The organism is Nonomuraea sp. SYSU D8015, assembly GCF_008065375.1.
Lineage (GTDB): Bacteria > Actinomycetota > Actinomycetes > Streptosporangiales > Streptosporangiaceae > Nonomuraea.
On sequence record NZ_VJYI01000010.1, the window covers coordinates 56,848 to 72,736 of the forward strand.

Consider the following 15,889-nt stretch of genomic DNA (forward strand, 5'->3'; position numbering starts at 1 on the left):
CCAGGTGCGGCGTCCGACGATGACTGACGTGGCCCGCGAGGTCGGTGTCACGGCGAAGACCGTCTCGCGGGTGCTCAACGACGACGGCCCGGTCGCCGTCGAGACGCGCGAGCGGGTCATGGCGGCCGTCAGGAAGCTGGGCTACCAGCCCAACCTGATGGCGCGCAACATGCGGGTCGGCGCGCGGGACGCCGCGATCGGCCTGGTCATCCCCGAGATGGGCAACCCGTTCTTCGGCATGGTCGCGGGCGGCATCGAGAGCGTCGTCCGCGCCCGCGGCCTCACCCTCATCGTCGGCTCGTCCAGCGAGACGGCCGACCTGGAGCAGTCGCTGATCGCGACGTTCCTGGCCCGCAGGGTGAGCGCTCTCATGGTGGTCCCGTCGGCCACCAGCGACCACCGCCACCTGCGCAGCGAACGCGTGGCGGGCCTGCCGATCGTCTTCCTCGACCGCCCCGCCGTCGGCCTGACCGCCGACTGCGTGGTCAGCGCCAACCGGGAGGGCGCCCGCGCCGGGGTCGCCCACCTCATCGGGCACGGCCACCGCAGGATCGGCTTCATCGGCGACGTGCCCGCCGCCCTCTACACCCGCCGCGAACGCTTCCAGGGCTACCGCGACGCCCTCGACCATGCGGGCCTCTCCTTCGACCGCGCTTTAGTCGAGACCGGCCACGACCAGGAGGCCGCCGAGGCCGCCGCCCTCCGCCTCCTGTCCCTCCCCGACCCCCCGACCGCCCTGTTCGCGGCCAACAACCTGGCCTCGATGGGCGCGGTGCTGGCCCTGTCACACGCCGGCCGCCGAGACGTGGCCCTGGTCGGCTTCGACGACGTCCCCCTGGCCGAATGCCTCGACCCGCCGCTGACGGTCGTGGCGCAGGACCCCGTGGGGGTGGGGGTGGCGGCGGCCGAGCAGGTCCTGGCCCGGCTGGACGGTGACCGCTCGAAGGCCCGCCGATCGGTGGTCCCCACCCGCCTGATCATCCGGGGCTCCGGCGAGTTGCCGGCGCCCCGGTAGGCCGCCCTGGGCGGAGTGTCCGTCCCCGGGGGCGCTCCTCTCTCCTGATGATCAGGTCCGCCGCGACGCGGGATCTGCGTACTTCGACACGTTGCGGAACTGCCGTACGCCGTGGAAGCGAACAGCTGCGTGAAAGCCCCACGGACCTTACCCAGGACTCGGCGCTCGGGCGCCGGGCGCCGGTCCGCGGGGATCACGTCAAGCATCGAGGAGCACCACTGTGACCATGTCGAGCAGAACCCGCGCGCGCCGAGCCATCCGTCTGTCCCTGCTCGCGGCCGCGTCGGCGGCGACTCCATCAGGGTCGACACCCCGCTGAAGGGGCACGTCTTCGGCGGCAACGGCGCCGACGCCTACTTCGCCGGAACCGCCGCCGGGCCCACCGAGATCTCCTACAACGGCGGCAACGGAAGCGACTACGTCGTCTACTCCGAGAGCACGCAGCCGGTGCGCGTCAGTCTGGACGATTCGGAGCCGGGCGGCGGCCCCGACGGCCGTCTCGCCTTCGGGGATCGGGACGACATCCGCTCCGATGTGGAGAACATCACCGGCAGCGACTTCGACGACAATCTCGCGGGAAGCGAGGTCGCCAACCTCATCGAGGGGGGCCTTGGGAAGGACCAGATGTTCGGCTTCGGAGGAGCCGACACCCTCCGTGCCAAGGAAGGCGCGAAGGACGGCGTGATCGCCTGTGGCACCGGCACCGACGCGGCCATCGTCGACTCGGTCGACCCCACGACGTTGAGCTGCGAGAACGTGACCAAGTAACCCTCAGCTCATCCTTCCCCGAGCCGGGCCGAGACTCTCGGTCCGGCTCTCGCATGGTCAACGGCGATTCCTGGGACGAAGCGGGTCCTGCGAGGCGGCGGGAGCCGCGTGACAGCGCAGTGACAGAGCCGTTGTCCAGTCTCGACACGGATCAAGGGAGAGGCACCGATGTCGACATCTCACTTACACGAAGACGACCAGACCCTGCGCCTGCGGTTCCAGGCGGGCGACGACACGGCCTTGCGGCAGGTGTGGGAGCGGTACGGCGGGGCGCTGTTCGCGACCGCCTTGAATCTGCTGGGCGATCCCGGCCTGGCCGAGGAGGCGGTCCAGGACGCCCTCGTACGCATGTGGCGCAGCGCGGGGAACTTCGACGCCTCGCGCGAGCTGGCGCCATGGCTGTACCAGATCGTGCGCCGCTGCGCGGTGGACGTGCACAGGCGGCACAACAGGCGCCCGGCGACGGCGCCGCTGCCCGAGCTGCCCATCGAGGCGGAGCCGGCGGACGACCGGCTGTGGCTGGTCCGTGCCGCCGTACGGGAGCTCGAGCCCGCGCAGCGGGAGGTCGTCGAGCTGATGTACTTCCAGGGACTGGGCCACCAGGCCGTCGCCGACCGGCTGGGCATCCCCGTCGGCACGGTCAAGTCACGCGCGTCCCGAGCGTGCCGGCGGCTGGCCGATCAGCTGACCTGAGCCGGAGATCGCGTCGAGTGCCTTGAACCTCCGGCCGATCTGTGGTTGCGTGATCCGGTTTTCTGATACCGGAGGTAACGCTCATGCCGCACTACAGCAGGCTCTGCACGATCGTGATCGACGTCCCCGAGGCGGCCCACGACAGGGAACTCGACTTCTGGCAGGGCGCCATCGGACGGCAGCTGACCAGGAACGAGCGCTTTCCCGAATACCACGGCGTGGCGCTCGTGGACCAGACCATCAGCCTCATGGTGCAACGCCTCGGGGAGGGGCCGAGCCGGGTCCATCTCGACATCCACACCGACGACCTCGAGGCGGAGGTCGCGCGGCTGGAACGCCTTGGCGCCAGGCGCGTCCAGCAGGCGCACAGGTGGTGGATCATGGAAGACCCGGCGGGCCTGCCCTTCTGCGTCCTCCCCGACGCCCCCGGCACCCTGAACGACGACAACGCCCAGCGCTGGGACGATTAGCCGGTCGCACATGGACCTGCCGCCCGTGTCAGACTCCGAGGTATGACCCACGCTCATCTTCATGACGAAGACCCGGCGTGTGAGGTGGCCCACAGCGAGGCTCCGGCCGCGGAAAGCGGCCGGACGCTGGTCGCCGTCTTCGCCTCGCCGGTGGCCGGCTTCCTGCTGAGGTTCGGCGCCGAGCTCGGCTTCCGCCCGATCCTGCTCGAGCCCGATCCCGCGCGCCGCCTGGAGGGTTTCGCGGCGGAGACCGAGATCGGCGGCTACGTCGACGCCACGGCCGATGTGGTGCTCACCGACCATCATCGCGAGGAGATCGGGCCCATCCTGCGCGACCTGCTCAAGTCCCCGGCCCGGTGGATCGGCATCATGGGCAGCGCCCGCCACACCGCGCCGCACGTGCGGGCGCTGACCGACCTCGGCGTGCCGCCGGAGGAGGTCGCCCGCGTGCACCGGCCCATCGGGCTCAACATCGGCTCGCGCACCCCTCCCGAGATCGCCGTCGCCACCCTGGCCGGCCTGCTCGCCGACCGGAACGCCCGCCCCGGCGGCTTCGCCTTCTGACCCGCCGGGGCGTTCGGTGACGGTCGTCAAGCTCCTCCTCGTACCGGTCGGCGACCTGAGAGCGCGTTAGTACCGGACGGTGATGCCGCCGGTGATGGCGTCGACCGTGACCGTGCCGCCGTACGGAATGACCAGCTGGGGGTCGGTGTGCCCGATGTCGACGTTCAAGACGAGCGGGATATCCGGGTTGTACTCGGCGAAAGCCCTCAGCACGGCATCCCGCTGGGCGGTCACATACTCGGCTTTCCGATCCGGAGGGAGCGGGTTGTCCAGCGACCAGGCCTTGGGCCGCCCGATGATCGCGGCGCCGAACCGCTGAAGCAGGCCGCGTTCCCCCATGCACATCAGCACCCGATACACATAGGTGGCGTCGGGGAGTGCTTCGGAGGTCTCCAGGAACAGCACGCAGCCGTCGTAGGCGGAGGGGGCCTGGATGTGGGTGCCGACGCGCAGGTTCCAGTCGACGATCTCCAGACAGCCGCCCCAGGACGGGCCGGTCACGGTGCGGCGCGGGCCGTGCCACTGCCACCCCTCGCCGGGAAGCAGGTCCGGCTCGCTCTCCAGGAACGCCGGGTTGTTCCAGTCTCGGTCGACGTCCGTGTAGAGCTCGGCGGGGCGCAGGTCGTACGCGTCATGGGTGAACAGGGCGGCCCGCACCGCCGCGGCGGCCTGCGGGTTCATCCGGCCGCCACGGCCGAAGACCGTCATGATCGTGCCGCCGTAGTACGACACGACGCCGAGATTCCACAGGTAGTTGCACAGGTTGGTGTTGTCGCTGATGCCGAAGAACGGCTTGGGATCGGCGCGGAGGACGTCCGCGTCGAGGTGACGCAGCACCTTGATCTGGTCCTCGCCGCCGATGGAGGTGAGGACGGCTCTGATCTCCGGATCGGCGAACGCGGCGTTGACGTCGGCGGCCCGCGCGGCCGGCGACGACCCCAGCTCACGGGTGGTCGGGTATTCGACCGGGACGAGCCCGAAGTCCTCCCGGAGGCGGGTGAGGCCCAGCTCGTACGGCCCAGGGAAGATCGCGGGCAGCGCGGCGCCCGGCGACAGGATCGCCACCTTCTCGCCGGGCTTCGGCTTGTCAGGGTACGCCGGCATGCGGAGCAAGCTACCGGTGGCCGCTGTCGGCGGCCACGCCTTTTCGCGCCGAGGCGGACGTGGGTGGATGCCGGCCCTTCCTCCGGGAACGCCATGCGGGCATGAGAGGAGGCCCGCCGCTCACCGCAGGCCGGCGAACAGGTCGTCCTCGTGGGCGGGGGCGTCGACCTTGCACAGCACCCGCTCGAACGCCTCGTGCGAGAACGCCTGCTGCTGCGCCTCCTCCGGCATGCGCAGCAGGAAGATGCTGTCGCCCTGGCTCTGGTGGGCCTTGAGGGCCTTGAGCTTGCGCTCGGTGTAGGGGGCGACGTCGACGACGCTCGTGACGCGCTCGTCGGGGGTGCCGAAGTCGTCGGAGGGCTCGAAGTCGCCGAGGTCGACCCCGTGCTCGCGCATCAGCTCGAACATCTGCTTGATCGCGGCCCGGGGGATGGCCGTGTAGTAGAACTTGTCCGGAATGCCGGTCGACTCGACCGCCGCCGCCGTGATGCGGTGAGCCTGGACGTGGTCAGGGTGGCCGTAACCGCCGCCGCCCGTCTCGTCGTACGTCACCACGACCTGCGGGCGGTAGTGCTCCATCAACGCGGCCAGCTTGCCTGCGGCCACCTCGACGGGCACGTTGGCGAACGCGTCAGGGTGGCTGTTCGCCTCCCAGCCCTCCATGCCCGAGTCGCGGTAGCCGAGCAGCTCCAGGTGGTCGAGGCCCAGGTGGGCGACCGACTCGCGCAGCTCGGCGAGCCGGCGCTCGGCCACGGCCGCGTCGTCGTGACCCGGCTCGCCCGGCTTGGCGCCGCCTTCGCCGTCACCCTGCTCGCCGTTGGTGCAGGTGACCAGGACGGTGCGGATGCCCTCCTCGGTGTAGCGGGCCAGGATGCCTCCGGTGCTCAGGCACTCGTCGTCGGGGTGGGCGTGCACGACCATGAGGGTGAGTTGCCGATCCATGTGCCGAGACATTACCCGCCACCACCGACAGCCCCGCCCCGCCCCGGCGCGGCAGCCGGCTCACGGGGCCCGCCCCGGCGCGGCAGCCGGCTCACCGGGCCCGCCCCGACGGCGCAGCCGGCTCACCGGGATCGGAGTCGCGCGACGTCGGGGCCGGGTCGTCGGCGTGAGCCCGCGTGATCCCCGCCAATCGATCGGGTGGTCGCGCTGAGACTCGGGGATCATCTTCGGGGTGTCTCCGGCGCTTCCCGTATCTGACGGGGCTGGTGGGCGCGGGCATGTCGGCCCTGCCGATGGCGGTGCGACAGGGCCGGTGGCGGCCTCGAGCAGCGGGTGGCCGGCGCGGTCATGAGCCGGGGATGCCCGCGTCGTGCAGGAGATCGGTGACGGTGGCGGCGCGCAGCATGTTCGGGTGCAGGTGCCGCGCCCGATGCTCGGGGATGCCGCCGGCCAGGGCGGCGTCGGCGAGCGCCCCCTTGAGCCAGTCCTGGTCCAGCGGGCGGCCGTCGGGCCGCCTGATCAGCGGCTCGCCGGCCGGGCGGCTGGCGCACAGCAGGCGGAGCAGCGGGCGGACCAGAGGCGGGACGCGGAAGGCGGCCACGTCGTCGCGCCCGCGGTAGAGGGTCACGACGACGGGCTGGCTGCCGGTCCCGTCGGGCACGCCGTGGACGTTCTGCCGGGTCAGGCCCGCCAGCGCGTCCGCGGAGGCGCCGGTGGATTCCAGCAGCGCGACCGCGGTGGCCTCGGCCGTCCGGCCGTCGGCGGCCAGGCGGGCGACGCCCTGGCGCAGCAGCCGTCGTTCTTCCCGGGTGAGCGTCCGCGCGGCGTCGGCGCGGCGGACCCTGACCCCCCGCGGGCCCGGGACGGGGTTGTGCCGCACCACGCCGCATTGCCAGGCGAAGGCGTAGAAGGACAGCAGGGCCGAGCGCTTGCGCGCCACCGTCTTGTCCGCCAGGGGCCTGGCGGGGGTGCGGGGGAGTGCGCCGATGCGGGCGGCCTCGCAGTAGGCGTCCAGGTGGGATCCGGTGACGGCGAGCAGCTCCAGCGCGGGCTCCTTGCTCCGCAGCCAGCGCAGGAACGACGCGAGGACCTGCAGCCCGACCTGCCGCGTGGCCGCGGACGGCTTGCCGTGCAGCCAGGCGGCCACCGTGCGCCAGGTCAGCGGGTCCAGCGCGTCCAGCAGGTCGACGTCGGCCCCGGTCACCTCGCCCCCGTCACGCGGCCGGCGTCGCGGCCGCAGCCCGGCCAGCTGCCCGACGCTGGTCACGCCGCGAGGAGGCGGCGGAACCTGCCCGGCGCTGCTCACGCCGGCGGCCGACGGCGGAGCCTGCCCGGCGCCGCTGCCATGCCCGGCCGGGGTCCCCTGTCCCGCCGCGCTCACCGGCCCGGCCCCGGTCGATTCCCCGGTCGCGGCCACGCGCCCTGCCCAGCTCACGGCCCCGCTGGACGTGGACGACGGTAAACGGCGGGCGCCGGCCATGTCCGCGGCATCACCGGTGTCCGCCGTGCTCGGGACAGCCGCCGGCGGGGCATGGCCGGTGCCCGTCGGCTCTGTGACAGGCGGTGCGTCCTGACCGAGGGCGGGCAGGTCCTCTGGGGGAAGGGCGCCGGTGTGGAGGGGGTCGGGGGTCGGGTCGGTGCGGTCCCCTTGGTGCATGGTCAGCATGCGATCGGGGTCGTGCCCGCGCGCGTGGCCCCGAGGCGACCGCACGCGCCGATCCGGATGCGCGCTCCTGGGCCGGGCATGAGATTGGCGCGGAAGGAGCTCGTCGGCACGACAATCGCGGGGGTGACCGTCGCGAGGGCATGAACACCGCGACGGCCGGAGCCTGACAGACCGATCATGATTTCGATCTTCTCACGGAACGCGCCTCGCCCGTTACCCCCAGATGCAGGACCACCCCGGGATCAGGCATCGCGTACGAGCTCACCGGCCCGAACCCGGGCGGCGGCCGCGGCGGCCCGGTCGCCGAGCGCGTCGGCCAGCGCCGCCTGCTTGAGCCAGTTGTACGGGCTGCACGGCCGCACGCTGACCCGCTCGCTCACCAGCACCCGCGCCACGTCCCCCGCCCCTGCCCGCAACGCCGCCTCCAGCAGCGTCTTCTGCACGGCGTCCCGCTGCGCGTGGCTGCCGCCGAACTCGTTGACCCGGTGCCGGATCGGATAGAGCAGATCCACCACGGACGCGTAGTCGCCCCGTCCGAACGCCACGATCGCCCGGCACACCGGCAGCCCGACCCGCAGCGTCATGTCGCGGTTGGTCACGCGGGGATGCGGCTCCAGCACGTACGCCTCCCGCGAAGCGATCAGCTTCTCCGCGTCCCCGATCCGCCCCGCGCCCACGTACGACATGACCGCGTGCATGTCGTTGAACGCGTAGAACGGCTCGGCCACCCGCACCGGCCACGCGTCGGCCAGCGCCCGCCACCGCTCGTCGAGCTCCGGCCGGCCGGAGCCCTCCAGGTGGAGCCGCCAGAGCAGGGCTGCCGCGTCGAGCAGCTCCATGCACGACTGCCCGCCGGCCAGCACCGAGTCGTAGACCGCCAGCACCCGCGCCAGGTCCCCCGCCTCCAGCGCGTACAGGCAGTAGTGCCACCAGGTGTGGACGTTGAAGAACGTCCCGGTGGACCAGTCGGGCGTCCGCGCGTCGAGGTAACGGAGGCCGTCGCCGAAGCGCCCCTGCATCTCGTACGTGTGCACCACTGCGTGGATGCCCCACACGTCGCGCGCGTTGAGCTCGACCGCCCGCAGCCCGATGTCCTCGGACCGGTCGTAGTGCCCGGCCTCCTCCAGCCCGAAGGCGTACATGCCGAGCACGTGCCCGAAATGCGGGTCGTCCTCGCGCCAGGCGTTGAGCGCACCCCCGATCCGGTCGCGCAGCGAGCGGGCGTCGCCGGTGAAGAAGTCGATCTGGTGCCCGGCGGCCAGCGCGAGCGCGTCGCGCGGATGCGCCACCGAGATCTCGCCCAGCAGCGCCCCGCACGTCAGGAAGTCGCCGTCGAGCAGGGCCTGCACGGCCGCCACGTGCGCGCGCTCTCGCGGCAGCAGCGACGACTCGTCGATCCTGCGGCGGAAGGCGCCGAACCGGGCCCGCGCCGTCCGCGCGTCCTCCACCTCGGTGGTCAGCAGCCCGAGGTACGCCGCCAGGACGTTGCCCATCGGGAAGTCGGGCGACTCGGCCAGCGCCGCGCCGGCCTCGGCCTCGACCTCGGCACGGAAGTGCAGCAACTCGTCGATCGCACGGTCGTAGTGTCGTGCCGCGGCGGCGCTCGCCCCGCTCATCGCCAGGCCGTGCTGGTCGGTGGTCACCGATCCACTCTAGCCAGCGCGCGTAAAGGGCCGTTTTCCGGGCACTGCGGAGTTCCGGACCTCTGGAGGAGCTGTGAGCACTGCGGAACGGGCGGGACGCGAGATCAAGGGCGCCGCGCGGCAGGCGGCACGCAGCCGGGCACTGGACGCGGCCACACGCGTCGGCCTGGCGTGCCGCGGCGTGCTGTACGCGCTGATCGGTGCGGTGGCGGTGCAGATCGGTCTCGGCGACGGTTCGCAGGAGGCCGACAAGGCGGGCGCGATCGCCACGGTCGCGGCGCTGCCGTTCGGCGCCGTGCTCCTGTGGGTCATGACGGCCGGGTTCGTGGCGCTGGCGCTGTGGCAGGCGTCGGAGGCCGTGTTCGGCGGCGGGAAGGCCATCGAGCGGGTGGAGGCGGTGGCGCGGGCGGCGGTGTACGTCCTCGTCGTCGCCACCCTGCTCAGCATGCTGACGTCGGGGAAGTCGCCCTCGGACGACGAGAAGTCGCGGGACCTGACCGGCACGCTGCTCGGCCTGCCGGGCGGGCCGGTGATCGTGGGCGCGATCGGGCTCGGGCTGATCGCGCTCGGCGTCTACTGGGTGCGCCAGGGCATCACGAAGGGTTTCAGGGAAGAGCTCGACCGCGGGCGCATGTCCCCGCGCGCCCGTACCGTGATGGACCGCCTCGGGACCGGCGGGTACGTCGCCCGGGGCGCGATCGCCGCGCTGGCCGGGGTCCTCGTGGGCCAGGCGGCGATCACATACGACCCGGACCGGGCGGGCGGCATCGACGCGACGCTCAGGCGCTTCGCCGACACGCCCGCCGGGCCGTGGCTGCTCGTGGTGGTGGCGCTGGGGCTGCTGCTGTTCGCCGTCTACTGCTTCGGCGAATCCCGCTGGCGCCGAACCTGACGGCTACAGGGACTGCCTGGCCACCACGGCCCGGCCCATGCCCGGATCGTCGCAGAAGGCGCCGTCGATGCCCAGCTCGACGAGCTTGGACAGCCAGCCCATCACGTCGCCGGTCGCCCGCGCGTACACGGGGCTGGCCGGGTTGCCCAGCCGGTAGTCGGCCGGGAGCTGGGAGTTCTCGTTGCGGATCGTCCAGACGTGCACGTCGAGCCCCTTGCGGTGGGCGTCGGTGACGATCGTCGTGGCCGGCAGCGTCTTGCCGGCGGCGTCCACGGGCACGACGCGCCGCGTGTCCACGCCGATGCCGTCGGCGTACTTGGCCACCTCGCGCAGCCCCTCCGGCTTGACCATGTCGTCGTAGGTGCGGGGGTCGCCGGCGGCCACCCAGTCGTACGGGGCGCCGGTGGCCGTGATCAGCTGGATCAGCGGCAGCCGCGTCTTGCCGCTCAGCTCGCGCAGGTTCGCGGTCTCGAAGGACTGGATGTACGCCTTGCGCACCCGGTGCCGGTTCAGCACCTCCAGCAGCGGCTCCTCCAGCGACAGGCCGATGGAGTCGAAGTAGGTGGGGTGCTTGGTCTCCGGGTAGACGCCGACGCCGTGCTTGAGCGCGAGCTGCACGACCTCCTCGAACGTCGGGATCTCCGCGAGACCGTCGAACGCCGTGTTGTCCGGCCGCAGGTCGGGCACGCGTTCCTTGGCGCGCAGCGTCTTCAGCTCGGCCAGCGTGAAGTCCTCGGTGAACCAGCCGGTGACCGGCCGGCCGTCGATGGTCTTGGTGGTGCGCCGGTCGGCGAACTCCGGCCGCGCGGCCACGTCGGTGGTGCCGGAGATCTCGTTCTCGTGCCTGGCCACCAGCACGCGGTCCTTGGTGGAGACGAGATCGGGCTCGATGTAGTCGGCGCCCATCGCGATGGCCGCCTCGTACGCCAGGAGGGTGTGCTCGGGCCGGTGAGCGCTGGCGCCCCGGTGCCCGATCACGATCGGGGCTCTGCCGCGGCGGTCCGCCGTGGCGGGTGGTGTCTGGATCAGCACGACGGCGAACGTACCCCCGGCGAGGACGCCGGCGAGCATGCTCGCGATCAACCTGCGCATCGTCATGCGCGCACCGTAGTCCGGCGAGGTGGACCGTGAGTTACGTCTGAGCACACGGTGAAAGGCGCGTTCACGATGCAGGATGGGGTGAAGAGCGATTCAACGGGCGAGTGGCGCTGCTGACGGGTGCGTCGGGCGGCATCGGCCGGGCGCTCGGGGTGGAAGCGGTGGCGCTGCCCGGGGACCTGGCCGCCCAGGCCGACCCAGCGGCGAGCGGATGATGTCCGGGCGCACGGGGGCGGGCGGGTTGAGCCGGTGGCGGTGCGACGCATTCCACCGCGTCGCACCGCCACCGCCACCGGTCGTCCCAGGGGCGTCAGCCGCCGTTGGAGAGGGTGAAGCCCTGCTCGGTGCCGAAGGTGGTGATCCGGTCCTGCCAGGTCTTCAGCGCGGCGGCCAGGTCCCCGCCGCCGTCGATGGCCTGGCCCACCGTGTCCTTGAAGATGCTGTTGGCGTACACCTGGAACGGCAGGTACTGCCAGCCGGGCGCGACCGCGGCCGAGGCGTCGCTCAGGACCTGGTTTATCTTCTGCCCGCCGAAGAACTCCACCGACGCGTCACGGAAGGCCGGGTCGTCGAGCAGCACCTTGGTGGCGGGGAACAGCCCGGCCTCCTCGTTCAGCGACTTGACGGCCTCCGGGTCGGAGTTGAGCCATTCGGCGAAGGCGACGGCGGCCGGGATGTTCTTGCTCTGCGGGATGACCGCCACCGAGGAGCCGCCGTTCTCGGCGTTCATCGGCTTGGCCGCGTCGTACTGCGGCATCGGGGCGACCGCCCACTTGCCCTTCGTCTTGGGGATGGAGTTCATGATGCCGTTCGGGGCCCAGGCGCCGGTCATCCAGACCGCGTACTTGCCGGCGTCCATGGCCTTCCACCACTCGTCCGTCCAGCCGGGCTGCGGATCGACCAGCTTCTCGGAGAGCAGCGTGTTGAAGGTGCCGACCCACTGCTTGACCCCGGGGTCGGAGTCGAGCGTGACGCTGACGTTGCTGTCTCCGGAGGTCTTGAACGGCTTGCCGCCCGCCTGCCAGATCAGGCTGTCCACGCCGCCGGCGTCACCGGGGTCGATGGAGGTGATGAAGTTGTCCGGGTTGTCGGCCTTGATCTTCTTGGCCGCCTCGGTGAACTCCGCCCAGGTCTTCGGCGGCTCGAGCTTGAGCTTGTCGAAGATGTCCTTGCGGTAGAACATCGCCATCGGGCCGGTGTCCTGCGGGATGCCGTAGACGCCGCCGTTGACGGCGACCTGGTTCCACGCCGAGGCGGCGAACTTGTCCTTCAGCGCGGCGGCGCCGTACTCGGACAGGTTGACGACCTGCTTGGAGAGCGCGAACTGCGGCAGGGCGAAGTATTCGATCTGCGCCACGTCGGGCGCGCCGGAGCCGGCCTTGATCGCGGTCTGCAGCTTGGTGTACTGGTCGGCGGACTGTCCCGCGTTCACGACGTTGATCTTGATGTTCGGGTATTTCGCCTGGAAGCGGGCGACGGTCTTCTCGATGCCCGTGACCCACGTCCAGAACGTCAGCTCGGCCGGCTTGCTCAGCGCGTCCTGCACCGCCGCCGACTTGCTCGGCTCGGCGGAGGCGGCGGGGGCGGAGGTGGCGCCCCCTCCGGACCCGCCGCCGCACGCGGCGAGTGCCAGGGACAGTGCCGCGGCGACGCCGGCGGTCATGGCACCGCGCCGCGATGGAAGTGATTTCATGGCGTTTCCTTATTCATAGTCACTGCTTGACGCTTCCGGTGGCGAGGCCGGACTGCCAGAACCGCTGGAGCACCAGGAAGGCGATGATCAACGGCACGATCGAGAGCAGGCTGCCGGTGAGGATGAGCGAGTAGGTGGCGTCACCGGCGCCGGAGGTGCCGCTGTTGGCCTGAGCGTTCCACTGGTTGAGCCCGACGGTGAGCGGGAACCAGTCGGGCGTGTTGAGCACGATCAGCGGCAGGAAATAGTTGTTCCACGTCGCGACCAGCGAGAAGAGCAGGACCGTGACGAAACCCGGGGCCAGCAGCCGCAGCGCGATGGTCCGGAAGATCCGGAACTCGCCCGCGCCGTCGATGCGGGCCGACTCCAGGATCGAGTCGGGCACGGCGTCGGCCGCGTAGACGCGCATGAGATAGAGCCCGAACGGGCTGCACAGCGACGGGATGAGCACCGCCCACGGCGTGTCGACGATGCCGATCTGGCTGAACAGCAGGTACGTCGGCACCGCGAGAGCCGTGCCGGGGATGGAGATCGCGCCGAGCACCACCGCGAACAGCAGCTTGCGGCCCGGGAAGTCGTATTTGGCCAGGGCGTAGCCGCCGATGGTGGCCAGCAGGGCGGCCCCGCCCGCGCCCACCACGGAGTAGAGCACGGTGTTGCCGAACCAGCGGACGAAGATGCCGTTGTTGTAGCTCAGGGTCTCGCCGATGTTGGCGAACAGGTGGAAGTCCCCGCCGAACCAGAGCCCGAAGGTCGAGAACAGGTCGCCGCTGGTCTTGCTGGCGTTGGCCAGGAGCCAGAACAGCGGCAGGACCGCGTACGCGAACATCACCAGCATGATCACGGTGAGGGTGGGGCTCTTGCCCCTGCGCCTGACCTGGGGGGATCGGTGCGCGGGCCGGCGGCGTGCGGCGGCGCCCGCCTCGGCGACGGCCGTCACAGCGTCTTCTCCCTTCTCGCCGTGATGATCTGCACGACGTACGCCACCACGACTGTGACCAGGCCGAGGACCACGGCGACGGCGGCGGAGTAGTTGATCTGCTGGCCGTTGAAGGCCAGGTTGTAGGCGTACATGTTGGGCGTGTAGCTCGTCGTGATCACCGCGGGTGCGATCTTCTGGAGGATGTTCGGCTCGTTGAAGAGCTGGAAGCTGCCGATGACCGAGAAGACCGTGGCCACGATCAGCGCGGGGCGCAGGGCGGGCAGCTTGATGCTCCAGGCGATGCGGATGGCGCCCGCGCCGTCCATCTCTGCGGCCTCGTAGAGCTCTTCCGGGATGGCCCGCAGCGCGGCGTACAGGATGATCATGTTGTAGCCGACGTACTCCCAGGTCACCATGTTGGCGATGGAGGTGAGCATCCAGGAGTGCGACAGAGGGTCGGGGGCCGTGACGCCGAGGGCGTCGCCGATCTGTCCGACCAGGCCGAACTGGTCGCCGTACATGTAGCCCCACATGAGGGCGGCCACCACGGCCGGCACCGCGTACGGCATGAAGATCGTGATGCGGAACAGCGACGGCCAGCGCAGCCTGCCGCTGTCGATCGCGAGCGCGCACCCGAGGGCGAGCAGCAGCATGATCGGCACCTGCACGACCAGGAAGAGCGCGACGCGGGCCAGGCCGGCGCCGAACAGCGCGTCGCCGATGGCGCGGGTGTAGTTGGCCAGGCCGGCGAAGACCGTGCCGCCGATCATGCGCTCCTGGAAGAAGCTGAGATAGATCGCGTACGCCAGCGGCGCGACCACCGCGACCAGGAAGACCACGAAGAACGGCAGGAAGAAGGCGTAGCCGGCGACGCGCAGGCGCAGGAACGGCCGGGCGAGACCGGCACGCGCGGGTGCGGTCATCCCGTGCTCCTGCGCCGTGTTCGCGCTGCCATGGGGACTGGCACTGGAACTCTCCTTGTCGGGGCATCGGCGGCCGATGAACCGCACTGCGACCTGCGCGGCCGTGTCCTGCTCGATGCGGCGGCCGGCTCGATCGCCTTTGATCGCGTGTTTACGTAAACATGATGAAGGTGTCTCGTAGTCTTGTCCTGTCCGGGAAATCCTGTCAATAGGTAACCCACGGTTAACCTGAATGTCCGTTTTATTACTGTCTGTCGTGTCTCATTCCCGCTGGTGACGTGTCCGTTGACGGGAAGGGTGTGTTTACGTAAACATCGTGCGAGAGTTTGCACCGACGGCAGACCATCGGACGATCAGAGGTGACAGTGGACGGGGCGACCCAGGGAACGGCGGCGGGCCGGCGCGCGCGCAGACGGCCGTCCATGGCCGACGTCGCCGCGATGGCCGGCGTCTCCAGCCAGACGGTCTCCCGGGTGGCCAACAACCGCAGCAACGTGGAGGAGGAGACCCGCCAGCGCGTCCTGTCCGCCATGCGGGTCCTCGGCTACCGACCCAACACCGCCGCGCGCGCCCTGGTCACCGGCCAGTTCCGCACCCTGGGCCTGATCAGCTTCGGACTCGGCAGCTTCGGCAACGCCCGCACCGTCGACGCCGTCACGAAGACGGCGCAGCGGGCGGGCTACACCGTCAACATGATCGCCGTCGAGTCCCAGACCGAGCGGGCCGTGCACGAGGCGTTCGACCAGCTCACCATGCAGGCGGTGGACGGCATCGTGATCGTCGAGGCGCAGATCCTCGACACGCCCGCGCTCCGCCTGCCGCCGGGCGTGCCGGTCGTGATGGCCGACGGAGACGCCAGCCACCGCCACCCCATGGTCGACACCGACCAGTCCCTCGGCGCCCGGCTCGTCACCCGTCACCTGCTCGACCTCGGCCACGAGACGGTCTGGCACGTCGCCGGCCCCGAAGACTCCTATGCCGCGCGCCGCCGGGCCGAGGCGTGGCACGCGACGCTCAAGGAGGCGGGCGCCCCGGTGCCCCAGGTGCTGTTCGGCGACTGGAGCGCGGCGAGCGGATACGCCGCCGGCCGCGTCCTGGCCCAGCGCCCCGGCGTGACGGCCGTCTTCGCCGCCAACGACCAGATGGCCCTCGGGGTGATGCGCGCGATGATCCAGGCGGGACGCCGGATCCCCGAGGACGTCAGCATCGCCGGCTTCGACGACCTCGACGAGTCGGCCTACCTCTCCCCGCCGCTCACCACCGTCCGCCAGGACTTCGACGTGGTGGCCGAGCGCATCGTGTCCCTCATGATCGGCCAGATCGAGACCGGCGCCGCCCCGTCGGCCACCACGTACGTCGCCCCTGAGCTGATCGTGAGAGAGAGCACCGGCGCGCCGCCCTCGGGCTGAGCCGCCGGCCCCCTCACCAGCGGCGCCGTCCGCCGATCCGACCCGCTCCACTCCACCACGCCCGCACCGCAGAAGGGAGGAGCGGCG

General features: G+C 71.2%; 15 protein-coding genes. 7 read left to right on the forward strand and 8 right to left on the reverse strand.

Annotated features, from left to right (window positions below; all coding sequences use genetic code 11):
* The first annotated feature begins 19 nt into the window (after positions 1–19).
* The 5 genes from ID574_RS34520 to ID574_RS34540 all read left to right on the forward strand — a co-directional run bounded on the left by ID574_RS34520 (position 20) and on the right by ID574_RS34540 (position 3,510).
* Entirely contained in the window at positions 20–1,015 is a 996-nt protein-coding gene (locus ID574_RS34520) for a LacI family DNA-binding transcriptional regulator (RefSeq protein ID WP_223167357.1), read from the forward strand.
* Between the two features lie 129 nt (positions 1,016–1,144).
* Positions 1,145–1,783: a calcium-binding protein gene (locus ID574_RS34525; protein WP_188193204.1), complete on the forward strand. Its 639-nt coding sequence runs from the start codon at positions 1,145–1,147 to the stop codon at positions 1,781–1,783.
* Between the two features lie 168 nt (positions 1,784–1,951).
* A complete protein-coding gene (locus ID574_RS34530; protein ID WP_188193205.1) occupies positions 1,952–2,476 on the forward strand; it encodes an RNA polymerase sigma factor in 525 nt (174 codons plus the stop codon).
* Positions 2,477–2,559: 83 nt separating this feature from the next.
* On the forward strand, positions 2,560–2,946 hold the full coding sequence (locus tag ID574_RS34535) for a VOC family protein (RefSeq protein ID WP_188193206.1): 387 nt from the start codon (positions 2,560–2,562) through the stop codon (positions 2,944–2,946).
* A 42-nt stretch (positions 2,947–2,988) separates the two neighbouring features.
* Positions 2,989–3,510 (forward strand): XdhC family protein, encoded by a 522-nt coding sequence (locus ID574_RS34540; RefSeq protein WP_188193207.1) that lies wholly within the window; start codon positions 2,989–2,991, stop codon positions 3,508–3,510.
* A gap of 66 nt (positions 3,511–3,576) precedes the next feature.
* On the opposite strand, the gene ID574_RS34545 is transcribed toward ID574_RS34540, so the two are convergent.
* From ID574_RS34545 to ID574_RS34560, 4 genes are all read right to left on the reverse strand, one after another.
* Positions 3,577–4,614: an LD-carboxypeptidase gene (locus ID574_RS34545; RefSeq protein ID WP_188193208.1), complete on the reverse strand. Its 1,038-nt coding sequence runs from the start codon at positions 4,612–4,614 to the stop codon at positions 3,577–3,579.
* Positions 4,615–4,734: 120 nt separating this feature from the next.
* Complete coding sequence (locus ID574_RS34550; RefSeq protein ID WP_188193209.1) at positions 4,735–5,556, reverse strand: PIG-L family deacetylase; 822 nt, start codon at positions 5,554–5,556, stop codon at positions 4,735–4,737.
* 346 nt (positions 5,557–5,902) lie between these two features.
* Complete coding sequence (locus tag ID574_RS34555; protein ID WP_188193210.1) at positions 5,903–7,222, reverse strand: hypothetical protein; 1,320 nt, start codon at positions 7,220–7,222, stop codon at positions 5,903–5,905.
* Between the two features lie 242 nt (positions 7,223–7,464).
* Positions 7,465–8,865, reverse strand: coding sequence for a tetratricopeptide repeat protein (locus tag ID574_RS34560; RefSeq protein WP_188193211.1), 1,401 nt, complete (start codon positions 8,863–8,865; stop codon positions 7,465–7,467).
* A gap of 73 nt (positions 8,866–8,938) precedes the next feature.
* On the opposite strand from ID574_RS34560, the gene ID574_RS34565 reads away from it, so the two are divergent.
* The gene (locus tag ID574_RS34565) at positions 8,939–9,757 is read left to right on the forward strand and encodes a DUF1206 domain-containing protein (RefSeq protein WP_223167358.1); all 819 of its coding nucleotides are present in this window, start codon (positions 8,939–8,941) and stop codon (positions 9,755–9,757) included.
* A 3-nt stretch (positions 9,758–9,760) separates the two neighbouring features.
* Here the strand turns inward: ID574_RS34565 and ID574_RS34570 are convergent, their stop codons facing one another.
* From ID574_RS34570 to ID574_RS34585, 4 genes are all read right to left on the reverse strand, one after another.
* On the reverse strand, positions 9,761–10,855 hold the full coding sequence (locus tag ID574_RS34570) for a glycerophosphodiester phosphodiesterase (RefSeq protein WP_223167359.1): 1,095 nt from the start codon (positions 10,853–10,855) through the stop codon (positions 9,761–9,763).
* 310 nt (positions 10,856–11,165) lie between these two features.
* Positions 11,166–12,548, reverse strand: coding sequence for an extracellular solute-binding protein (locus ID574_RS34575; protein ID WP_223167360.1), 1,383 nt, complete (start codon positions 12,546–12,548; stop codon positions 11,166–11,168).
* A gap of 19 nt (positions 12,549–12,567) precedes the next feature.
* Positions 12,568–13,488: a carbohydrate ABC transporter permease gene (locus ID574_RS34580; RefSeq protein ID WP_223167361.1), complete on the reverse strand. Its 921-nt coding sequence runs from the start codon at positions 13,486–13,488 to the stop codon at positions 12,568–12,570.
* Positions 13,485–14,393 carry a carbohydrate ABC transporter permease gene (locus ID574_RS34585; protein WP_188193212.1) on the reverse strand — a complete coding sequence of 303 codons (909 nt, stop codon included), beginning with the start codon at positions 14,391–14,393 and terminating at the stop codon, positions 13,485–13,487. The genes ID574_RS34580 and ID574_RS34585 overlap by 4 nt, the downstream gene beginning before the upstream one ends.
* 422 nt (positions 14,394–14,815) lie before the next feature.
* Between ID574_RS34585 and ID574_RS34590 the strand changes: the two genes are divergently transcribed.
* Positions 14,816–15,802 carry a LacI family DNA-binding transcriptional regulator gene (locus ID574_RS34590; protein WP_188193213.1) on the forward strand — a complete coding sequence of 329 codons (987 nt, stop codon included), beginning with the start codon at positions 14,816–14,818 and terminating at the stop codon, positions 15,800–15,802.
* Positions 15,803–15,889: the final 87 nt, after the last annotated feature.